The organism is Ferrimicrobium sp., from assembly GCF_027319265.1.
Taxonomy (GTDB): Bacteria; Actinomycetota; Acidimicrobiia; order Acidimicrobiales; family Acidimicrobiaceae; genus Ferrimicrobium.
In genome coordinates this window covers 113,353-132,782 of record NZ_DAHVNP010000028.1, presented here as the reverse complement: position 1 = coordinate 132,782, position 19,430 = coordinate 113,353, and the positions used below count along the sequence as shown (strand labels likewise).

17 protein-coding genes are annotated in these 19,430 nt (G+C 58.0%); 10 read left to right on the top strand and 7 right to left on the bottom strand.

Features of this window, described 5'->3' with window-relative positions; all coding sequences use genetic code 11:
* The first annotated feature begins 48 nt into the window (after nt 1–48).
* Nucleotides 49–1,224: an acyl-CoA dehydrogenase family protein gene (locus tag M7439_RS03510; protein WP_298346927.1), complete on the top strand. Its 1,176-nt coding sequence runs from the start codon at nt 49–51 to the stop codon at nt 1,222–1,224.
* 147 nt (nt 1,225–1,371) lie between these two features.
* On the opposite strand, the gene M7439_RS03505 is transcribed toward M7439_RS03510, so the two are convergent.
* Nucleotides 1,372–3,711, bottom strand: a complete 2,340-nt coding sequence (locus tag M7439_RS03505; RefSeq protein ID WP_298346926.1) for a diguanylate cyclase domain-containing protein — start codon at nt 3,709–3,711, stop codon at nt 1,372–1,374.
* A gap of 478 nt (nt 3,712–4,189) precedes the next feature.
* Between M7439_RS03505 and M7439_RS03500 the strand changes: the two genes are divergently transcribed.
* The 5 genes from M7439_RS03500 (at nt 4,190) to M7439_RS03490 (ending at nt 10,609) form a co-directional block, all read left to right on the top strand.
* Complete coding sequence (locus tag M7439_RS03500; protein ID WP_298346924.1) at nt 4,190–6,859, top strand: bifunctional diguanylate cyclase/phosphodiesterase; 2,670 nt, start codon at nt 4,190–4,192, stop codon at nt 6,857–6,859.
* A 9-nt stretch (nt 6,860–6,868) separates the two neighbouring features.
* Nucleotides 6,869–7,990 carry an anthranilate phosphoribosyltransferase gene (trpD, locus tag M7439_RS03495; RefSeq protein WP_298346922.1) on the top strand — a complete coding sequence of 374 codons (1,122 nt, stop codon included), beginning with the start codon at nt 6,869–6,871 and terminating at the stop codon, nt 7,988–7,990.
* A gap of 107 nt (nt 7,991–8,097) precedes the next feature.
* Nucleotides 8,098–8,670 (top strand): transposase, encoded by a 573-nt coding sequence (locus tag M7439_RS13010; RefSeq protein ID WP_366525235.1) that lies wholly within the window; start codon nt 8,098–8,100, stop codon nt 8,668–8,670.
* The gene (locus tag M7439_RS13005; protein WP_366525236.1) at nt 8,636–8,911 is read left to right on the top strand and encodes a transposase; all 276 of its coding nucleotides are present in this window, start codon (nt 8,636–8,638) and stop codon (nt 8,909–8,911) included. Before M7439_RS13010 ends, M7439_RS13005 begins: the two co-directional genes overlap by 35 nt.
* Before the next feature lie 60 nt (nt 8,912–8,971).
* Nucleotides 8,972–10,609 (top strand): APC family permease, encoded by a 1,638-nt coding sequence (locus tag M7439_RS03490; protein ID WP_298346920.1) that lies wholly within the window; start codon nt 8,972–8,974, stop codon nt 10,607–10,609.
* Between the two features lie 548 nt (nt 10,610–11,157).
* Here the strand turns inward: M7439_RS03490 and M7439_RS03485 are convergent.
* The 3 genes from M7439_RS03485 to M7439_RS03480 form a co-directional block, all read right to left on the bottom strand.
* Entirely contained in the window at nt 11,158–11,568 is a 411-nt protein-coding gene (locus M7439_RS03485) for an amidase family protein (protein ID WP_298349440.1), read from the bottom strand.
* Nucleotides 11,501–11,716, bottom strand: a complete 216-nt coding sequence (locus M7439_RS13000; RefSeq protein WP_366525234.1) for an amidase family protein — start codon at nt 11,714–11,716, stop codon at nt 11,501–11,503. The genes M7439_RS03485 and M7439_RS13000 overlap by 68 nt, the downstream gene beginning before the upstream one ends.
* Nucleotides 11,717–11,838: 122 nt before the next feature.
* Entirely contained in the window at nt 11,839–12,477 is a 639-nt protein-coding gene (locus tag M7439_RS03480) for an exonuclease domain-containing protein (protein WP_298346916.1), read from the bottom strand.
* A 58-nt stretch (nt 12,478–12,535) separates the two neighbouring features.
* On the opposite strand from M7439_RS03480, the gene M7439_RS03475 reads away from it, so the two are divergent.
* Genes M7439_RS03475 through M7439_RS03465 form a run of 3 tightly spaced genes read left to right on the top strand, consistent with a single transcriptional unit; the run spans nt 12,536 to nt 13,712 of the window.
* The gene (locus M7439_RS03475) at nt 12,536–13,066 is read left to right on the top strand and encodes a hypothetical protein (protein ID WP_298346913.1); all 531 of its coding nucleotides are present in this window, start codon (nt 12,536–12,538) and stop codon (nt 13,064–13,066) included.
* Nucleotides 13,063–13,539 (top strand): hypothetical protein, encoded by a 477-nt coding sequence (locus M7439_RS03470; protein ID WP_298346911.1) that lies wholly within the window; start codon nt 13,063–13,065, stop codon nt 13,537–13,539. Before M7439_RS03475 ends, M7439_RS03470 begins: the two co-directional genes overlap by 4 nt.
* Nucleotides 13,527–13,712 carry a DUF6186 family protein gene (locus M7439_RS03465; protein WP_298346908.1) on the top strand — a complete coding sequence of 62 codons (186 nt, stop codon included), beginning with the start codon at nt 13,527–13,529 and terminating at the stop codon, nt 13,710–13,712. The genes M7439_RS03470 and M7439_RS03465 overlap by 13 nt, the downstream gene beginning before the upstream one ends.
* A gap of 233 nt (nt 13,713–13,945) precedes the next feature.
* Here the strand turns inward: M7439_RS03465 and M7439_RS03460 are convergent, their stop codons facing one another.
* Entirely contained in the window at nt 13,946–15,022 is a 1,077-nt protein-coding gene (locus M7439_RS03460) for an aminotransferase class V-fold PLP-dependent enzyme (protein WP_298346906.1), read from the bottom strand.
* Between the two features lie 355 nt (nt 15,023–15,377).
* Nucleotides 15,378–16,310: a mycothiol synthase gene (gene mshD, locus M7439_RS03455; protein WP_298346905.1), complete on the bottom strand. Its 933-nt coding sequence runs from the start codon at nt 16,308–16,310 to the stop codon at nt 15,378–15,380.
* 43 nt (nt 16,311–16,353) lie between these two features.
* On the opposite strand from mshD, the gene nth reads away from it, so the two are divergent.
* Nucleotides 16,354–17,007 (top strand): endonuclease III, encoded by a 654-nt coding sequence (gene nth, locus M7439_RS03450; RefSeq protein ID WP_298346903.1) that lies wholly within the window; start codon nt 16,354–16,356, stop codon nt 17,005–17,007.
* A gap of 82 nt (nt 17,008–17,089) precedes the next feature.
* On the opposite strand, the gene M7439_RS03445 is transcribed toward nth, so the two are convergent.
* Nucleotides 17,090–19,417: a DEAD/DEAH box helicase gene (locus tag M7439_RS03445; RefSeq protein WP_298346899.1), complete on the bottom strand. Its 2,328-nt coding sequence runs from the start codon at nt 19,415–19,417 to the stop codon at nt 17,090–17,092.
* Nucleotides 19,418–19,430 lie beyond the last annotated feature (13 nt).

Sequence of the window (19,430 nt, the reverse complement as noted above, 5' to 3'; positions counted from 1 at the left end):
TTTCTCCGACCTCTTGTGGTCGGAACCATGGCCTAAGGGAGGTGCTTGATGGAGTTCGAGTTCGATGATGATCTCGCCCAACTTCGCGATACGGTGCGTAAGTTGGCGAAAGAGAAGGTAGCTCCACGAGCCCGGGAGATCGACCTTACCGGAGAGTATCCCCAGGATCTCTTCGAGCTTTTCGGTGCCACAGGGCTTTTTGGACTCTGCATTCCCGAAGCATACGAGGGTTCAGGGGCGGGCATACTTGGTCTGACGATTGCGATCGAGGAGGTCGCCAAGTACTCCAATACCGCCGCGTTGATGCTGTTACTCTCCAGACTCCCCACCGGTCCGGTCATGATCGCGGGTTCCGAGGAGCAAAAAAAACGCTACCTTCCCGGTATCGCCCGCGGTGAACAACGTGCCTCCTTTGGACTCTCGGAGGTGGGAGCAGGCTCGGATGTGGCTGGCATGCGCACCAGTGCGGTGCCTGACCCCGATGTGGAGGGAGGGTGGATACTTTCGGGCTCTAAAGTATGGATCTCCGGTGTCGCCCAAGCTGATTGGTATACCGTCTTTGCCAAGACTGGAGACCCCAACTCTCGGCGCCATGACTCGATCACCGCCTTCATAGTCGATCGGAGCGCTGAGGGTGTCTCGGTACCGCGGGTCGATAAAAAGATGGGGGTCAAGGGGGTTGACACCGGTGAACTGTTACTCGAGGCAGTGCGCGTACCAGGGGAGAATGTGATCGGCGAGGTCGGTGGCTTTCGCCTTGCCATGCTCGGGTTGAACTCCATGCGCCCTATCGTCGCCGCTCGCGGCCTTGGGCTTGCTGAGGGTGCGCTCATGTATGCGGTGAACTACGTCAAAGAACGTGGTGCATTTGGCCATACTATTGCCGACTTTCAAGGGATTCAATGGGAGATCGCTAAGATGGCCACGGAGATCGAGGCGGCTCGACTGCTGACGTACCGGGCGGCCTGGATGGCCGATCGAGGTGAGTTCACCCGCGAGTTTGTTCCCTTCCTCTCCATGTCAAAGTACTACGCCACGGAGATGGCAGTCCGTGCCTCCTCCCTCGCCGTACAGCTGCTCGGCGCGGCTGGGTATATGCAGGACCATCCAACAGAGATGTATTATCGAGATGCAAAGCAGTTGACCATTGTGGAAGGAACCACTCAGGTGCAACTTGGCCTGATCGGTCAGGGTGTGCTGAGGGGCGACCTTTGGTGGGATTGATCCTTCATTAGTGGCGATACGCTCAAGCGGCGCTCTTCGCAGCGACGTACCTGTTCACGCACAGAGCCTGATCCAGACATGTACAAAAAGTAGGCGAAGATGCCGGAACAGTCGCGTTCGATCAAGGCCAATGCGACCAGCGTGCGCTCAGTCTGGCGTAGTTGGCTCAACATGTCTACGCACTGCACCGGTTTGGCCCTCCAGGAGCGCACTTGGTAGGAGTTCGCGTAGTTGGTCAGCTTGTAATAGCGCGACAAGTCTTGTGGTTGGATGCAGGAAGGCGACCTGGGTTTCGAGCGCGTTCGTAAAGGCGGCAATGGCTTGAATCGTTCGTGCGTTCGTTGGGCGATGGGCCCAATCGCTCACATCGATCTGCACCTGGTCAGGACGGAGTTTGGCAAGGTTTGTGACTTCGCCCCCCTCTCCCGATCGCCAACGTAGGGCGACGTTGATGCCGAGTCGCTGGGCACGCTCTGCGACAGTACTCGCCTCCTCCTGCACCTCATCGGTGGTGAGTTCAATCGATCGAAAGACGAGCTGTACTTTCCGCGGATTAAGGTACCCGGTTTGACAAAGGCGCTCGATCCGGTTGATGAAGTACTGGTTGGGCATCAGCGGCGAGACTCCAAAGGGTCCGCGAACCGCCTGATGTCGAAGGAGATGGTGCACAAGTAGCCAGTTATATTCATCGCGAAGGTGGTTGCGCATCGCGTAGTCGCGTGGTGTCTCTTGGATAGGTTCCTGCCACGTGAGCGAAAGGTCAACCCCAGCCAGTTCTGCGTCGGCGAGTCGTACCCAAGGCATCTCAACAGCGACGACTTGGTTAGCGTCACGGGCACGGAGGAAGTCGAAGAGGTTCGGGTCGGTGAGTTGGGTATCGGTGGTAAACCTCTCCTCGTCACCATGTGCAATGCGTAAGTTTTGCCCCTCCCGCTTTGCGATATACATGGTATGGTCAGCGCGATCCAGGAGCGCATCGATGCTGCCGTGGAAGGTCTCGAGGGCGGCGCCGACGGAGACCGACACGGCTAGCTGTCGGTCCCCAATGTCAACAGGCTGGGAGGTGATAGCCTCAACGATACGTTGGGCGACGCGTTTGAGTCCCCGGAAGGGTGTACCCACCGCTCCAATGACGACAAACTCATCACCACCCACTCGGGCGACGATGTCGGTTGGTTTGGTTCCGGCGATGAGGCGTTGAGCAACGGTCGTTATGACGCGATCACCACCTCGATGACCAAGGAGGTCGTTGATGATTTTGAAACGGTTGATGTCCAAGAAGAGGACCATCACCGACGCATCAGTGAGTTGTTGAAGCTCGCCAGCAAGCCCATTGCGATTCAAGAGCCCTGTCAGCGGATCATGCGTGGCATGCCAGCGCCACTCCTCAAGCTCTAAGTGCGAGCGCGTGGTGTCGACCAGGGTGATGAGATAACGGTAGCTGACATCGCGTCCCGTCTCGATACGCCGGATGGAGAGCGATGCTGGTTGTGGTTTGCCACTCCGCTTTCGCAGCAGCGCATTTGTGGTGAGCCAGGGCGTAGGCAGCGATCCGAGCAGCGAGAAGTATTCTTCGAACTGGCTGACGATGAGCGGTGTCGGCGATCGTACGAGTTCGCTGGGGCTATGGCCGAGAAGTTCACCCGCTTGGCGATTTGCTAAGACGACTCTACCGTCCTCGTTGACACCCAGAACTCCGATATCAAGGTTGGAGAGGATCGATGAGGCAAGAGAGGCTTCATTCTGTCGCTGTTGAACCTGTCCGAAGAGTGCAATGCCGGCGATATAGATGCGCAGGCAATCCTGGAGCACGGCTAGCTGCGTTGCATCGAAGTTGCGCAGGGTGGTGGAACTCACTGTCATTCCATATCCGGCTGCACGGTCAATGGCTACTAGTACCGAGCGTAACGGCATGTCCCTCTCGATGATGGTGACGCCATGGACCAACAGGTCAGCAAAGTGTAAATTCTGACCCACTTTGGCCGCCCAGGCGGCAATTGGCGCGGTTGTGGACGCGGCTGTGAGCGCAAATACGTGCGCCTCAGCCCCAAAAAGCCGTTCGAGAATTCCCTCTGTGACGCGTTGCCAGTCGGCCGTACCTTTATCTAACCCTAGTAGGGCCATAATCATCTGATTGGTGGCGTGGACTTCGAGGAGGGCGCCGCTTTGGTCAAGCTCAACCTGGTGCTGGTGCATGAGGAGCGCGTAGGCGTCTACGAAGGCCTGCGCAAGCGCGGTGTCTCGCTTCTTTGCTTCGCGGGTGCGATCTCGTGGAACGATGAGTTGATAGCCACGAAGTTGGTTCAGGGCGAGTGGTGCGAAGCTCTCTGGGTCAGTGCATTCGAATCCTTCGACGAACTGTGATTGATCAAAACACGCAATGCAGAGTTCCTCGAGCCGCGCGATCCGTTGCGCTAGCGTCTCACTTGACCCAATGATCGCCGAGATCTCTCGGAAGACATAGCTAGATTCGGACACGATTCCCACTGTGCGCATCCATGGGGTGTTCTACTTCCAACGATGGCTCCTTGGGTCGTGGTTCGAACTTAGTTTAGCAACAAGAACGGGCAGGTGTTTTGCTCATTCGGTTTTACCGTGGGTCAACACATGTTGAAGATTTCTTGGGCAATTCTCTACCGTCTGCACACAAGGAGTGGTAATTGTTGCTAGGATCGTGGTCGTGGTGGGTTTGTTACTGCATAGATCGGTTGGGTATCTCTCGTGGTAGGTGCCTTGCGTGTCAGCGACGTCCGATGCTAACGCTGCGTACGGTTCGTTCGCTTGCGGCCCGGTACAACCGTCTAGCTGGGCTGTACCATCTCCCAACAGGTACCGATACTCCAGGTCGCGCCCCGTCTAGCGACGGTCAGCTCGCTGGGGTGAGTTCTTCCCCTATATCGGGTTTTTCTTTTAGAAAATACGTGTCGATGAAGCGTGCGGTTTCGCAAGAACGGATGCGGTTGCGGTGAGCCTAGACGCCAATCACTCCCCGGTTATTGGCGCCTCTGTTGCGAATCTACCCTCGGTGAGTGTGCCACATGATGCCGCCATGATGCGCAACATTTCGCGTATCCTGGCAGGTGATCTCGGTTCACGAGGGGTACTGCTGGAGCTCTTAGATGTCCTGTGCGAGCGCTTTGCAACACCGATTACCCTCATGGAGGTTGAGCCCGGTTTCGGAAGGTTGCGACTTGTTGTGGCCGCTCGTGGCAAGGAGTTTGCCGATTTTGTCGGCCTTGAGCCTCCACCGGTCGTCGCTGGAGCCACCAACAATTGGTTGCTTCGCATCCGTGGAACTTCGCTCACGCTGCTGCGCCTTGGTGAGTCGTTGATGCTTGCGATGATCGACCTAGAACAACTATCGACTGACGATTACCGCCTTCTTGAGCAGATCTCCCCCGCCATTCGATTGGCGAGTGAAAGTTATCGGCAGGAACGATCGAGGCGTTGGCTGAGTCGACGTGTTCGAACCAATCAGCGGCTCCTAGAGAGGCTGTTGAGCGTCAGCGATACTGCTGTCCCATGGATGCACATCGGACGCGAGGCCCGCCTCCTAACCGGTGCTCATAGTGCACTCGTGGTCGAGGTTCGTCCGAATGCGACCTGGGTCGCTGCGGCCATTGGGGAGACGATGCGTCAACCCGGTGACATCATCGACCGTCATAGCGGGCTTCTCGCCTGGGTCGGGGCTACTGGGGTAGCGGTGCTGATCGGTTCGTTAGCGGATCGGACAACCACGGACGAGGAGGCCATCGCATCGATTCGAGGGGAGACGGAGAACGATTCAGCGGTCGTCGTTCCGATTGTGGATACGACCGCGACATTGGTCGCACTGATCGCCGTTTTCAGCCCTTCACCATATCGATTCTCTCTCCGAGATTTCCAGACCATTCGTGAGCTTGCCCGGTTCGCGGGTGCGATCGTGTCCCAACGACAGACTCTTAGTTTCGTGGTTGCCGGTCAGGAGCGATCCGCACTTGCATCACAGGTGTTGGATTTTATGCCGGACGGGGTGGCTTTGGTCGACGACGAGGAGGTGATTACCCTCCACAACCGAGCCTTTGCGCGGCTGCATGGAGGCGAGGAGAACGTCTCCTTGCGCGGAATGTTGGCCTCTCAATTTGAAAGCAAGCCTTTGAGGACCCTCTCCGATCAAGGCGCACAGGTGGAAGAAGAGGAGCGCCTGCGCCTGGATGGATCAACGTTTGTGACGGAGTCCTATCGGCGTCGATTTATTGATGCAGCCTCCGGCGTCACTGGCACCTTGCTGGCGGTTCGCGACATTCAAGAACGCAACGTCGAGCGCCGGCGAGTGCGCCAATTGGCACATATGGACCCCCTGACCGGGCTCAACAATCGCGCGGGCTTTTTTGAGCATGCTAACGCCTATTTCGATGATGACGAGGAGAAGCTAGTCGGAGTTCTCTTTATCGACGTTGACGGTCTTAAGGTTGTCAATGATCAGTTTGGTCATGCCATAGGGGATCGAGTCTTAACTGAGGTGGCGAATCGCATTCGAACGAGTGTGCGTCCTCTCGATGTCGTTGGCAGGATCGGTGGGGACGAGTTTGCGGTACTTGTCATTGGGATGGATTCGAGCAGAGTGATCCGTCAATTAGCCGACCGCCTCGCGGCGGCGATCTCATTCAACCCAATAACGGTCGGTACGATTGAGCTACGGGTGACTGCTGCGGTCGGCATGGCGACGGGATCCACGACGACGGTCGATCTGGACCAGTTGATGTCAGCCGCTGATTCGGCGATGTATCAGGATAAGTTCTCACGTCGGCGTCCGGATCTACTGCACTTGCATCGCGGTACCCAGGATGCGGTCGAGATCGAATTAGGCCCAGATCTGGTGCGGGTGTTGCGTGGAGATGAACGTGGCGGTGCTCTGCTACTTCGGTTCCAACCGCTTTTTGCTACCCAGAGCGGGTCGGTCACAGGAGCCGAGACCTTGGTGCGCTGGCAGCACCCCACCGAAGGCCTTCTATTGCCGGGTCGATTCCTGTCGCTTGCGCTCCAGTACCGTCTGATGGACCAGCTCGATGCCTTTGTTCGTGCTGAAGCGCTGACGCGTTTTTCACGTTGGCGTTCGGCTGGACTGGCTGGTCAGATGCGCCTTTCTGTCAACCTGAGTGGTGTCAATGCTGCTGAGGGACGGACGGTGAAGGACTTTTGCCAGTTAGCTGATCGGCTTGGCGTGCCGCGTGACATGGTGGTCATCGAGTTGACAGAGACTGAGCTCTCTGATCTGCTGATTGACCGGATCGCGCGCATGATGCGTCGTCTCAAGAGCGAAGGTTTCTTGATTGCATTGGATGATTTCGGAGTCGGAACGTCGTCATTTCGCCATCTGCAGATTATGCCGGTGGATATTGTAAAAATCGACCGGCAGTTCGTCAAGGACCTCGGCACTGGTGGCGATCGGGGATTGGTTGCGGGTCTCACAGCGCTCGCGGGCGAGCTTGGCATCTCTGTGGTGGCGGAGGGGGTGGGTGACCAAGCTTGCCTTGACGTCCTCAAGGAGCTCGGCGTGCCTGAGGTCCAGGGCTTTCATCTTGCTCGACCGCTCCGCGAAGCAGCTCTGCTAAAGCTTCTTGGGAGAGATGAGTCCTTCAGCACCCGCGTCTAGCATAGGCACATGCCTGATCCCGTGAACTCGCATGCTGATGCCGCTTCGACCCTTGCTGCGCCGACTGGAGTGCCGGTGCGACCGTCTACTCCTGTTGCCGATCCAGGTGCTGAGCTCGTTTGGTCTGCTCTCCTTGGCCGCCTCATGCAGGGGGAACGTCTCACCGAGGGCGAGGCGAATCAGATGCTTGAAGTCGTCTTCGATGGTGCGGTACCAGCTCCGATCGTTGCGGGCGTTTTGGTGTTGCTTCGTCAACGAGAGGAGTCGGTTGAGGAGTTACTCGGGTTTGCCCGAGCGATGGCCTCGCATATGGTCACCGTTCCTGTCGAAGGCGAAATCCTCGATACCTGTGGAACGGGTGGAGATCGCCAGGGGACGATCAATGTTTCGACCGCGGCGGGTCTGCTGGCGAGTGCCGCTGGCGCTCGGGTGCTCAAGCATGGTGGCCGTGCCGCGAGTTCCAAGACTGGTTCGGCTGATGTACTCGAGCAACTTGGAATCAATGTTGGTCTCGATGCTGATGAGGTCGCTCACATGGTGGAGACTGCAGGGTTTGGCTTTGCCTTGGCGACTCGCTTTCATCCCGCGATGGCGGCGGTTGCACCGATCCGACGTGCCCTTGGGATTCCTACCGCCTTCAACTTTCTTGGACCTCTCGTCAATCCGGGGCGGGCGCGGTATCAGTTAGTCGGCGTCTTTGACCGTAGTTTGGCGCCAACGATGGCAAATGTGCTCCTTGCTTTGGGTTCGCAGCATGCCCTGATCGTGTCTGGTGACGATGGCATGGACGAGGTCAGTTTGACGGCGCCGACCCGAGTATGGGAGGTGCGAGCTGGGCAAGAGGTGGAGTCCTATGCCATTGAGCCAAGTGAGTTTGGTTTTCAGCCAACGAACCTAGCGATGCTTCAGGGCGGAGATGCAAAGGAGAATGCTAGCATTCTTCACGACATCTTGCATGGACGCATCTGCGACGCGCGACGCGACCTCGTGGCGTTAAATGCGGGTGCAGCCCTCTACGCCGCTGACCTGGTGACTACTATCGCCGAAGGGGTTGATCGTGCCATGCTGACGCTCACAAGCGGACAGGCAGGGGCCTATCTCGACGACTTAGTTGCGCGCCAGCCTGGATAGGGCTATGAACAGGAGCCCCATATCTGAACTAATGTTCTATACATGTAGGTGTGGAGGTCAGAAGTGCGCTAGTTCGAGATGCAGTTGTAGGGTGAAGTTGTTCAAAGATGATCACCGCCCACAAAATAAGGCTAGAGCGTAACAATAAGCAGGCCAACTGTCTCGCGCGAGCAGCTGAGACAGCTCGATTCGCCTATAACTGGGGTCTAGCTCGCTGGAAAGAGCACCACGAACTCCACAAGATCGACCTGTCAGTACCTGCTCCTAGCCAATATACCTTCAGCCGTGAGCTCAACAGCATCAAACGTGAGCGGTTCCCGCCGATGATGGAGGTCAGTAAGGGTGCTCTCGAAGAGGCACTGATTGACCTGGGTGCTTCATTTGCTAGCTTCCCTGCATGTAGAAGCCGGTACCCAAAGTTCAAAAAGAAGGGCGTCCACGACGCTTTTACGTTGTCAAGCGGAGCGTTTGGGGTTGATGAAATAGAGTCCGTATGCCAAAACTCGGATACATTCGTATGTCAGAGCGAGTTCGTTGTGATGGACGTATGCTCTCGGCTGCCGTCTCAAGGCGCGCAGATCAGTGCCCCCTCAGCTTCGCGATTGAGGGAGAGAACCCAGCCCCTACCGAAAGACGCACAACTAGATCGGCCTAAACCTAGGGGTCACGACCCTCGCTAGGCTCTCGAGCGGAGAGAAGATCGACGGGCCAAAGGCCCATGCCAAGCTGCGCAAAAGACTGCAACGACCCAACAAGCGATTCAGTGGCAAACAGAAAGGCTCGAAGAACAGCCATAAAGCAAAACTACAACCTGCGAGACTCCACGCGAAGATCGCCGCTATATGCAACGACTCACTCCAGATGATTTGGGTCCTAGATTTCCGCTTATTTCAGAAAATCTACAAAAATCTCCGATTCTGATCATCCACGCTCATTATCAACGCTAAGGTTGGTAGCAGTGCCGTGACCTTGGGGGAAACAGTGGAAGCGAACGATACGCCGGTACCAAAGAGCGACGAAGCTCGGCTCAACGAGCTGGGTTATCATCAAGAACTCTCTCGAGTCATGACTCTGTTCGAGAATTTCTCGGTTGCCTTTTGTTACTTGTCACCCGTGGTAGGCATCTATTCGCTGTACGCACTGAGCCTTGGTACCGGGGGGCCCGCATTTATCTGGTTGATCCCTCTCGTCGTGATCGGCCAGCTCTTTGTCGCCCTCATCTTCGGCGAGCTTGGATCGAGCTATCCGATCGCGGGTGCCCTGTTTCAGTGGAGCAAACGTCTCATGGGCTCGGGGTACGGCTGGTGGGTCGGGTGGATGTATGGCTGGGCCCTTATCATCACGGTGGCCTCCGTCGACACCGGTGTTCCCAGTTACTTTGCCGATCTCGTTAACAACCTCTTCGGCACCCACCTCAATGGAGCCTCCCCCAACACCATCTTGCTCATCTCCACCCTCTACCTCGCCGGTCAGACACTCTTCAATGTCTACGGCGTTAAGTTCCTCGGGTCGATCTCAAGGATCGGAACGTGGTTCGAGGTACTCGGGACCGTGGGGCTGGCAATCATCTTGCTCGCTTTCGCCACCCATCACTCACTCGGCTATCTCTTCACTACCCAGGGAACGACCCACCTCAAGACCAGCCCGCTCGGGGTGAACTTCGGCGGCAACTGGTGGGCAGGGGCCGCGTTGATCGCGGTGCTCGGACCGGTCTACATTTTCTATGGCTTTGAAAGCGCTGGTGATGTCGCTGAGGAGGTCGTGGATGCGTCACGCCATGTCCCTCGTGCAATGGTCTCGGCTCTCATCTTCGGTGGTATCGTCTCGATGATTCTGGTCGGTGCGCTCAGCCTTGCGATTCCTTCTGGCCCCAAGGGTTTTGCCCTGGCCGCAACCCAAGGCGTTCCGGCAATCCTCTCAAGTGCCATCTCCGCCAAGTTCTTCCAAGATCTCATTCTGTTCATTATCTGTTTCGCCTTCTTCTCGTGTGGTCTGGCCGTCCAGGGTGCGGGTGCTCGTTTGGTGTTCTCCTATGCCCGAGATCGGGCGGTACCAGGACACCGTGTTCTGCGGCGTATCTCTCCCCGGCGTCGCACCCCAGTGGCCGCAATTCTCCTCGCTGCTATCATCCCCGAACTCCTCTCGTTCTTGGTGCACTTCACGCCCACAAAGCCCATTCACATCGGCTTTATCGTCTATCCGGCCCACGTCAACGCGCTGACGGCACTCGTGAGCTTCGGTGTGTCGGGTATCTACATCTCGTTCCAAATGGTGGTGCTCGCCTATCTCATCGCCAGGTTGCGTGGCTGGAAAGCCGAGGGCTCCTTCCAGCTTGGCAGATGGGGGTACCTCGTCGCGGTCTTGGGGTTGATCTACGGAGTCGGCATGATCGTGAACATCATCGCGCCAACTGGACTGAACTCACCCCGAGGCGAACTCTTTAACTTCGACTGGCTGACCATTCTGGTGATCACCATCATCGTGATCATCGGGGCGCTCTATTTCGTCCTCGGCCGCCCCCATCACGCCATCAGAGCAGCGGAGGTCGAGCGGCGTGCGAACGTCCCCACCCCCACCCAGGGACTCCAAGGCGACGAGGCAGCGAATCCATCTGATTGAAACCCGCTCTGCCCTACGCGTCCCCAAGCGTTCTGGAAGTGACCGGGTCGTCTAACCGAGTGCTCGCTTGAGCTGCGTGCTCAGCGCGAGCGGCGCCAGTTCGTCGAAGGGTTGGGCCAACAGCTGGAACCCCTGTGACGCTGAGGTTTGCGAGAAGGAAGAGTGCCGGCTGATCGGTCATATCGAAGTCGGCGCGGTAAAGACCGTTATCTGGAAGACGGTCAGGGACGAGCTTGAGGTCGCTTCACCATTGTGGAGCCCTTCGAACCCCGAACCGGCAGTGGAGGCAGGATCGACATGGTTGGGACCATGAGCATATAACGCGCCCGCCCCCTATGGTTCCAGGAACGTACGAATCCACCGCACAAGGTCGGCAACAGATCGCATGTAGTCAAGGCTTGAAACCGCTTCGGCTGCCTCTCGGTCTTGTTGAATAAACCCGTCTGTTCTGGTCCAACCAATTTCACGATTCTCCACAAGTCGGGTCTTGACTACCTGCAAGAAGCGCCCGAGGAACTCGTCAGCGTCGCCAAAGGCTGTTGTCTGAGTCAAGTGCCTGAGCGACTCGAGTCCCCGGGTGACCGACGTCGTCGCCTCGATGCACTTGGAGGGTCAACCTCGACGCCAAGCGGTGCCTTGGTAACGGAGCGTTGTGAAGCGGGCTGACATCGCTCTTGATGGCACTGGCAAATGGCCGGGGTGGCGGAGCACCCGAGAGGATCCGGGCCGGCGATCTCATCGAGTACCAGCGCCACATCGCTCACGTCACGGATCAACACCCCCTCGACCGATTCCCCTTTCCACGAGGAGTTCCCGGAGGGTACCCTCCATCGAGAGACCTTGAGAGCAACCAAGCCCCAGCGTGACATAGGAATCCTGATCGAGGCAGCGCTATCGTTGCCATGGACTAGGGGTGCCATCTGGGCTAGCGCCGCTCGACCCTCTCGGTGTTTGCTCAAGATTCCTTGGGGTCCCCGTGACGCCATAGCGGAGGTTTTCAGCTACCGGTATCACACCAAATGTGGGGGCGTTGGTGCGACCAAAGGGTAGGAAGCCAGCATCTTCGAGTGCCGTTACCACCAGGTTGCTCTCCTCCTTTGGATCCATGGACGCAGCCAGCAATCCGTAGGTCGCTGCTCAACCAGGAACCTCCGTGAGATCCTTGCCGGGAATCGGCACCCCAATGAACGGTCCAAAAGAGTCGGCCTTCTCCTGGGAAAGCACGTTGGTCATGCACGGGTGAGATCATGACGTGATGATTTCGTTGGACAAAAGCGATCGAGATCCTCAAGTGTGGTGATGCCGATGCTGCCGAGACGACCGATGAGTTCGTGGAGGAGGTCAGTCGTGGTCAATGCGTCGGTAAGGGCTCGATGGCTTGGTCGACGAAGGCCCAAGTACTCGGCAAGAGTCGCAAGTTTAAAGTTCTCGACCTCGCCCTGGAGTAGACGACGTGCGAGGCTCAGGGTGTCGATCGTTGTAGTGTTGAGCGAGGGAGCATGCGAACGGGAGAGGGCAGCGTTGAGAAAACTCAGGTCGAAGCGCAGGTTGTGGCCCACAAGGGTTGCGTCGCCGACAAAGGACGTAAAGGCCCGTAGGACCTCTAGCTCTTCCGGTGCGACGCAACACATCGCATCAGTGATACCGGTGAGCGTCACGATCATGGCAGGTATGGGCAAGCGGTTCACTATGAGCGATCGAAGGTGGCCAATGACGTGTCCGCCGCAGACCTTGAGCGCAGCCACCTCAGTCAGCTGGTGATAGCTCGCAGATCCACCAGTGGTCTCGGTATCGACGATAACGAACGTCGTCGTTTGCAGTTGTGTCGTTGAGGGATGAAGAGCGGCTTGAGTGGTCGCGATGCCCATGATCCATCATCCTACGTCGAGTTTCTGACAGCAGGATCAGGGAGGTAGAATAGTCTAGGTGACCCAATCTTTTAGCAAGCACCAAGCCAGGACGTTCTATCATCGGATGGTGCTGGTCAGGTTTGTCTGGGCGATTGCGATCGGAGCGTTCTTTGCCGGCATGATCTCCCTTTGCCTGAAACTCTTGGGACTGGACTCTATGATGGTAGCGCTTGGTGGACTCGTCGCCGGACTCATCGTTGGTGCAGCTGTTCTGATTGGTTCAAGGGCCAAGCGCGAACCCGAAGCTACCGATGGCTGTGGCGCACAGTGTGCCAACTGTGCAGCGGCAGGGTCTGCTGGTTGCCTCTCTGGCTTTGATCTCGAACTTGAGGGGCGGATTGCGGCCTACGACGCAGCACGGCTCCATCAACTGGGTTATCGAATGCGCGGAGTCCTCATTCTTCCTGTGCTCCTTGTCCTCTTGGGCTTTCTGGTGCTACACCGCGCTGATGGGTTCGTGCCCATGGTGTTCTCACTCGTGGCGCTTGGAACAACCGTCGTTGGACTTGCTTTGATGCGCTCCAAGTTGGTGCGAAGCGACGCATGAGGCTGCGACGCTCCATCCAACTACTCACAGGTGGGGCAAAGCTACTCATGAGGTTGCGGCGTGTTCTTCGACTACTCGCAGCTGGAGCGAGGCTGCGGCACACCATTTTACTACTCGCAGGTGGGGCGTTTGGGCTCACATGGACGTATCTAGAGGCGCAGAGCCATACCTTTACCCGCCGAGCGGAGGTGTTGACGGGTATCGCCATTGCTGTGGTTGTCGTCGTCTTCTTTCGCAAGGTGCAACACGAAGCTCCGCGCCCCTTTGACAGGGTGGCCGTATGGACGTGGTCGCCCGCGGCCTTGGCGGTACTGACCCTTGAGCTCTTCAACCTGTTTGGAGGTGCGCGACCCTCCCATCCGACGATCTCATCGATCATCAATGGCGCGCTCGGTTACGGCATCGAGGCACGGGTGATTCTTTTTGTTGCCTGGCTCGGTCTTGGTGTCTGGTTGGCGATATGCGGAGCCTGAGTTTAGCGATCTGGGCGTTCATCGCGGCGGGGGTGGTAGTGATGGCGGTGGTTACCCACATCCGGGGGCATCGACTGAGTGATCTTGTTGCGGCGTTGCGCACGCGGCCCATTGGAGCGATCGTCTTGACCCTCGGATGGGCCTGGGTCGGTTGGCACTTTCTCGTGCGCTAGGAGGTTCAGAGGGCATCCAGATAGGACCATGGCATGGTACCATCCGAGCGGACGCGGATCGACCGTTCTCCTGTAGTGGATCGAACGCGGCAGTGCAGGGTACCTTTGGTCCGCGGAGGGGCGGGCTGTGAATCAAGGAGCTACGCGCGGTATCGGAATCGTCGCGGTGGAAGGTGAGCCACATGGCTATCACAAGATCCGTGATGCTGGTCAATGCTCAAGATCCCTCATCGTCAGCGGTCCTCATCCGACACAACCGCACCTCGCAAAACTTTGACCGCAAGTTCCACATCGTCGGCGGTGTTGTAGAGGTGAAAGGAGATACGCAGACGACCGCTACGCATGGATACCGTAATGGGAAGGGAGGTTGGATCGATGGGCTTTACCAGCTTGAGCGAGGCGATCGCTGATGCTCTCTCCGGCAGAGGTTGGTCGAGCCGAGTGAGAAATTCGGTGGTGAGAGCGATGTCGTGGTCATAGATTGCGGTGATCCCGAGATGATCGATGAGTGCAAGCGACTCTGCTGCTCCGATCCACGAGAGCCATGCAGGAGAGGGGTCGAGGCGGCGCTCACTCTTGGCGAGATGGAGTTGGGTTCCGTAGTAGGAGTTGGCGATATTGTCACCGGCATACCAGTTAGCGTAGAGCGGCTTGATCATGGCCCCAAGACGTTGAGAGAGCGCGAGATAGGCCGTGCCACGAGGGGACAGTAGCCACTTGTAGCCGGAACTGACGATGGCATCGAGGCCGTCAATAGAGAGAGGAAGCCAGCCGGTGGCCTGCGTGGCATCCACCGCCACCATAGCTCCAGTTCGCTTGGCCCGCTGTTTGAGCGCTTCCAAATCGGTAACGTGCCCACTGGCGCTCTGGACTGCTGATACAGCTACCAGGGTAACCGAGTGGTCGATAGCATCGATGAGATCATCTTCGCCAACCGTTATGATCTCGATGCCCCGATCCGCCTGTACGAGATAGGGGTAGAGGTTTGACGTAAACTCAATGGCTGGTGCGAGGACGCGCGCGCCAGCCGGCAGTGCGTTGGCGATGAGCGCTACCATCACCGAGGTCGATGGCCCGGTGGCAACGAGCTGCTCATCCGCTCCGACCATCTTGGCAAAAAGACTACGAGCGATATCAGTTTTGCCAAGCCAGTCGTCGAACCATCGGGCCTTGCCGGTAGCCCAGTTGTCGATCGCGATGTGGAGGCTGGCGGCTGTTGCCTTTGGTAGTAGGCCGATACTGGCGGTGTCTAGGAAGCCGCGTTGGTGCTCGAAGTACTCTGTGAACTCTTGTTCATCGGTTCTGTCCATCGCGAACTCCTTTGTCCATGCTCGTTATTCAGACCTGTGTGGCCAAGGCTGCTGAGCCCTGGCTCGTGATCGATCCAGCCTTGGTGTGCTGACTTGGCTCACACCAGCGTGCACAGCGATCACCACTGACCCCAGGACGCAGCAGACCCAACAACACCACGCAACGCTAGTCGACACCACACGCCCTTGGACGCGCTGCCCATAAGAGTTGCCTCGTGTCGTTAGACCGTTCATAGGTGCTGGAGAACTTTTCTGCTGAGCGTTGGGTTACCTGGCTTCATTGAGGCATCATCGACACATTGGTCTTCATCAACGTGGTGATTCGGGTTCTTGTGGGCTCCAGGTGGGAGGGGACTCAGCGGTCGTCTGGGAGTGCGTTCGTTGACGGGAAAAGCACGTAGCGGCGGTCGGCGTGGTCAATGGAGAAGCCGTAGCTTTGGTAGAGCCCTTGGGCGCTCTCGTTGCTGCGTTCGACATAGAGCATGATGGAGGAGAGTTTGCGCACCTCTCCTAAGTAGTACATGCCTTCGGCTAGCAGTGCTTTACCGATTCCCTTGCCGGCATCCTCTGGATCGACAGCGATCACGTAGATCTCGCCGACGGGAGGTTGACAGTCGTGGTGAATCTTAGTCCAGCAGAACCCTTGCATGCGAGTCTCATCATCGACGACAAAGAATCCGTTGGGATCGAACCACGGCTCACCCTCTCGTTCGCGTAGGGTGGCGAGATCCCAGTCACCTTGATCTGGGTGCCATTCAAAGGCTCGGTTGTTGACGCTAAGCCAGGCGGCCTCGTCTACGCCGGGTTGAAAGGTTCGAAACTTGAGTGTCGTGGAGCGCACGAGTCCCTCGAAGGGAAGGGTTCGTCGCATCTGGAGCACTTCGCGATCGGCATGAAAGCCGAGACTGCGATAGAGGCGGTCACGCTCCTGATTGGGGTTGGGGATCCAGAGGCTCACCCGTTGGGTTGCAGGCATGGTGGAATCGCCCAGCGCTCGATCGAGAAGCTCTTGGACTACGAGTCCATAGGGGTAACTGGGGCGGATGGCTAGCTCGAACTCGATTCCCTTGTTCGTCGCATTACGGGTGAGAAGACCGGCTACGACATCGGTATCTAGATCGACGACGACGAGCGATTCGAGGCTCTCTGCACGGTGGTTGGTGAGGTCGATCCAGCGGTGGTCGGCAAGTGCTCGATGATGCTCCACCGCTTCAACCTCTTGCGCCAGTGAGATGATGGAAGAAAGATGGCGGTCAGGGTTGAGCATGCGTACATCAAGATGGGCCATGGTACTAGGCTAACGTAGGCGAGGGTAGGGGAGGGTCACATCGGTGGGAAGACAACAGGTTGAGCAGATCATTAAGCAGCTTGATGCCCTCTACCCAGGCGATGCAAAAACGTTGTGTGCGCTCCAGTTCGAGACCCCATTCCAGCTCCTGGTTGCTACGGTGCTTTCAGCTCAGACGACTGACGCGGTAGTAAACTCGGTTACCCAGCCGCTCTTTGCACGTTTTCCAACGCCCGACGCCCTCGGTTCGGCGGCGGTCGACGAGGTAGCACAGCTCATCTACTCGACCGGCTTCTACCGCACCAAGGCGAGTCATGTGGTCGCACTTGCGGATCGGATTGCCCACCAGTATGGGGGGGAGGTCCCGAGCGAGCTTTCGGAGCTTACCACCCTCCCTGGGGTGGGACGCAAGACGGCCAATGTTGTTCGGTCCGTCTATTTTGGTCTGCCGGGGCTTCCTGTCGATACCCATGTCAGTCGGCTGTCCAACCGACTGGGTCTGAGCAATGCGCAGACTCCCGAGGCGATCGAACAGGATCTTTGCGGGCTCGTTCCCCAGGTTCGGTGGGGTTCGTTCTCGCTGCAACTCATCCTGCACGGCAGGCGCATCTGCAGAGCAAAGACGCCTTCGTGTTTTCGATGCGAGCTCTCTTCCTACTGCGATTCCGCGCCCTCGTCGGTACGAGTCTCTTCCTAGACTCGCGCGATGGTTGGGGGGCAGCGTACAGCTCGCTGGCATCTCTGGGCAGCGCTTGTGGTCTTGCTTCGTACAAGATAACTCAGTCGTCGCTGCCTCGCGTGGGTGGCCCGGGATGGTGAAGTAGTTTTTGGAGGGATCCGGAGAGGCTGATCGCGGCGTCTTTGTCGATCACCTCGTCGTCACACCGGGGGTCAAGGACACAGAAGGCGCATCCGTTGGCACAGGAACATTCGGTGATCATGCGCTCGGCGAGATGGAGCGCCTCGCCGAGATGCTCCATGACTTTGGTGATCATCGCGGATGGGTGTGACTTGGTGAGGTAGTAGATCACTATCGATGGTTCGTCGCCGTTGCGGAGGGTGAGGCTTGCCAGATCAGAGGTACCTCCGTTGGTCAACAGGGGTAGTACTTTGGTGAGCGCGTGTTCAAGCGCGTGGAGCGCGGCGAAGAATTCCTCAGGTTCGATACCGAGATAGATGGGGTCGACACAGGTGATCACGACGGCTTCGGCCGGGCTTGAGATGACGGGGCTGGCAACCTTGCGTTTGGCCACTTGACGCGATTGGTGGTCAAACTCCTTGTAACCCGTCACCTGCTCTACGACGAGCGCTTCGATACGTTCCATTGCGAGTAGTGGATGGGGCTCGAGGCGCTCAAGCGTTCTTCCTTGAGAGAGCGACCGAAACAGCGTTGGCTGCGTATGATGGCCATCGGTCTCAGGAATGCAGAAGATCTGTCGATGCTCGGTATCGACGCGCTGCACTCGAAATGGGGTGCCAAAGTGTAGGAAGACAGCTCCCTTGTGAGCCTCACGAAGTGCCTGGCGGATCGATATACGTTCCACTGTGCGATGATCGCGTGTGCCTTGAAAGTGGATCTCGTAGCTGGCCTCTCGTTCCATGAATGGAGTGGAGAGGTGGGGGCGCTGTCGAGTGGAGCGATAGTGAACTCCGTCTCGGGTCAGAAGGTCACGACCCAAAAGATCGGCAAGAGCGGCTCTGGCCCCGGGGCCATCAGTCACTGACTCCTCGCTCAGGGGCAGTTCGGCGGCCGCGAGGAGGAGATGGCGGGTGAGGATGTCGGTGTCATCGGAGGCGGCGATGGCATGTTCTGGGCTGCGCTCAAGGAGTTCGCTGGCGTTGGCGAGGAGTGAACGAGAGATCGGATCCCCGCCGACCATCACAATGCCGAGAGCGTCAAGGTTGGTCCTGCCGGCCCGGCCAAGGCGCTGCCAGAGTGATGAGATAGAACCTGGGTAACCATTGAGTACGACAGTATCAAGGGAACCGATATCGACGCCAAGTTCGAGAGCGCTGGTGGCTGAGACGCCGCGGATTGCACCCGAGCGTAGTTCGTGTTCGACTCGGCGGCGCATCTCCGGAGAGTAGCCAGATCGGTAGGGCAAGATGCGGTGGCTTCGATCGGAACCTGCCATCGCGACGTACTCCGCCTGGGCGCGAGTGTTGGAAAAGACGACGACGGAGCGACGCATGCGCACGAGATGACGAGTGAGGTAGGCGGCCTGCGTTGAGGGAGGTGTTTTGGGGTCTCGGGTGCAATCCCAGAAGAGGATCGTGCGTGCGGACTGGCTGGCGCCACTTTGATCCACCACCACGAAGGGCAGACCGGTGAGCGTCTCGAGGTGTTCTTGTGGATTGGCGATCGTCCCGGAGGCCGCGATGAGCACCGGTCGGGCACCATAGTGAGCTGTCAGCCGTTGCAGGCGCCATAGCAGACCCCCAAATGAGGCGCCTAGGCTGCCGACGTAGTGGTGGGCCTCGTCGATCACCACGACGTTGAGGTTGGCTAGGAAGGATTCCCAACTCGCATGCCAGCCAAGGTAAAGATGGAGGCCATGTGGGTTTGAGATAATGATGCGAGCATTTGCTCGAATCTTTGCCCGTTCGCTGGTTGGCGTGTCGCCATCGTAGACGGCGGGGCGAAGTGATCCACCAAGGCTCCGGTCGAGCTCCTGTAGACGCTCGAGTTGGTCGTAGGCGAGCGCCTTTGTGGGGTAGAGAAAAAGAGCGGTCGCCTGTGGGTCCCGGAGGAGCCGCTCAAGCGTTGGCAACACGAAGGCGAGGGTTTTGCCTGATGCGGTTGGTGTTGCCAGTACCACGTTGGTCCCAAGCTGGACGTGGTCGTAGACGAGCGCCTGGTGCGTATAGAGCTGACCCCCCAACGAATCGGCTATGCGTTTTGTCTGTGCTGAGAGTGGGGTTGTGGGTTCGAGGAAACGCGCATCGCGGGCCGGGATGACGATCGTCTGGACAATCTGACCGTGATAGAAGCCAGCGCGCTCAAGAAGGTCGGCCATTGAGGAGACGTCATCATCGACTGAACGCTCCGGCTCGACGGGCGCCCGGTGCGAGAGCGCTCGAAAACGCGCCTCAAGATCGCTGGGCAAAATCTCTGGGTCG

Excerpts from the sequence above, each read along its gene's own strand:
- M7439_RS03480 (WP_298346916.1), bottom strand. The coding sequence starts at position 12,477 with ATGGGCATCGCGACCACTCAAGCCGCTCTTCATCCCTCAACGACACAA.
- M7439_RS03470 (WP_298346911.1), top strand. The coding sequence starts at position 13,063 with ATGAGGCTGCGACGCTCCATCCAACTACTCACAGGTGGGGCAAAGCTA.
- mshD (WP_298346905.1), bottom strand. The coding sequence starts at position 16,310 with ATGGCCCATCTTGATGTACGCATGCTCAACCCTGACCGCCATCTTTCT.
- M7439_RS03460 (WP_298346906.1), bottom strand. The coding sequence starts at position 15,022 with ATGGACAGAACCGATGAACAAGAGTTCACAGAGTACTTCGAGCACCAA.
- M7439_RS13000 (WP_366525234.1), bottom strand. The coding sequence starts at position 11,716 with ATGGATCCAAAGGAGGAGAGCAACCTGGTGGTAACGGCACTCGAAGAT.
- M7439_RS13010 (WP_366525235.1), top strand. The coding sequence starts at position 8,098 with ATGATCACCGCCCACAAAATAAGGCTAGAGCGTAACAATAAGCAGGCC.
- trpD (WP_298346922.1), top strand. The coding sequence starts at position 6,869 with ATGCCTGATCCCGTGAACTCGCATGCTGATGCCGCTTCGACCCTTGCT.
- M7439_RS03465 (WP_298346908.1), top strand. The coding sequence starts at position 13,527 with ATGCGGAGCCTGAGTTTAGCGATCTGGGCGTTCATCGCGGCGGGGGTG.
- M7439_RS03510 (WP_298346927.1), top strand. The coding sequence starts at position 49 with ATGGAGTTCGAGTTCGATGATGATCTCGCCCAACTTCGCGATACGGTG.